Below are 1,079 nucleotides of genomic sequence, written 5' to 3' on the forward strand. Positions count from 1 at the left end.
GATAACGGTCTTTAAGCTGTATGTGAGGTAAAAACTTTTCTGAAAGGCTAGAAATATGCAGAATGCAATTTCCCGGAACGAAATAGAACAGTTTGTAAGACAGCTGGTTCAGAAAAGTGTTGAAGCTGCGATAGAAGAATATGTCAGGAGGAATGATCAAAGGATTAGAGAACTATCTCTTATAGAGAGAGTTGTCAGAGTAGAAGAGGAACTCAAAGCATTAAGGGAGATAGAAGCTGCTAGATTTGAAGCTATGGAAAGACGCTTTGAAGCTCTTCAGAGGGAACTGAATGCTCGTTTTGAAGCTACGGAAAAGCGTTTTGAGGCTCTCCAGAGGGAAATGAACGCACGTTTTGAAGCTATGGAAAAGCGTTTTGAGGCTCTTCAAAGGGAAATGAACACACGTTTTGAAGCTATGGAAAAGCGTTTTGAAGCACTTCAGAGAGAGATGAATGCGCGTTTTGAGGCTATGGATAAGAGGTTCGAATCTCTTGAGAGGCGGCTTACATTTACTCAATGGTTTATCGGGGCGGGGTTTACGTTGATAACCATTGTGATAACGGTCTTTAAGCTGTATGTGAGGTAAAACTTTTCTGAAAGGTTATGAAATATGCAGGATGCAATTTCCCGGAACGAGATAGAACAGTTTGTAAGACAACTGGTTCAGAAAAGTGTTGAAGCTGCGATAGAAGAATATGTCAGGAGGGATGATCAAAGAGTCAGGGAACTGTCCCTTATAGAGAGGATTGTCAGAGTAGAAGAAGAACTCAAAGCACTGAGGGAGATAGAAGCTGCCAGATTTGAAGCTATAGAAAAGCGCTTTGAGTCTCTCCAGAGGGAAATGAACGCGCGTTTTGAAGCTATGGAAAAACGCTTTGAAGCACTCCAGAGGGAGATGAATGCTCGCTTTGAAGCTATGGATAAGAGGTTCGAATCTCTTGAAAGGCGACTTACATTTACTCAATGGTTTATTGGGGCGGGGTTTACGTTGATAACCATTGTGATAACGGTCTTTAAGCTGTATGTGAGGTAAAAACTTTTCTGAAAGGCTAGAAATATGCAGAATGCAATTTCCCGGA

At 41.6% G+C, this 1,079-nt stretch carries 2 protein-coding genes; both read left to right on the forward strand.

Annotated elements, in window-relative coordinates; translation table 11 throughout:
• Positions 1–55: 55 nt before the first annotated feature.
• A complete protein-coding gene (locus tag WHS38_12390) occupies positions 56–586 on the forward strand; it encodes a hypothetical protein (GenBank protein MEJ5301775.1) in 531 nt (176 codons plus the stop codon).
• A 24-nt stretch (positions 587–610) separates the two neighbouring features.
• Entirely contained in the window at positions 611–1,033 is a 423-nt protein-coding gene (locus tag WHS38_12395) for a hypothetical protein (protein MEJ5301776.1), read from the forward strand.
• Positions 1,034–1,079: the final 46 nt, after the last annotated feature.

The organism is Thermodesulforhabdaceae bacterium (assembly GCA_037482015.1).
Classification (GTDB): domain Bacteria; phylum Desulfobacterota; class Syntrophobacteria; order Syntrophobacterales; family Thermodesulforhabdaceae; genus JAOACS01.

Excerpts from the sequence above, each read along its gene's own strand:
- WHS38_12390 (MEJ5301775.1), top strand. The coding sequence starts at position 56 with ATGCAGAATGCAATTTCCCGGAACGAAATAGAACAGTTTGTAAGACAG.
- WHS38_12395 (MEJ5301776.1), top strand. The coding sequence starts at position 611 with ATGCAGGATGCAATTTCCCGGAACGAGATAGAACAGTTTGTAAGACAA.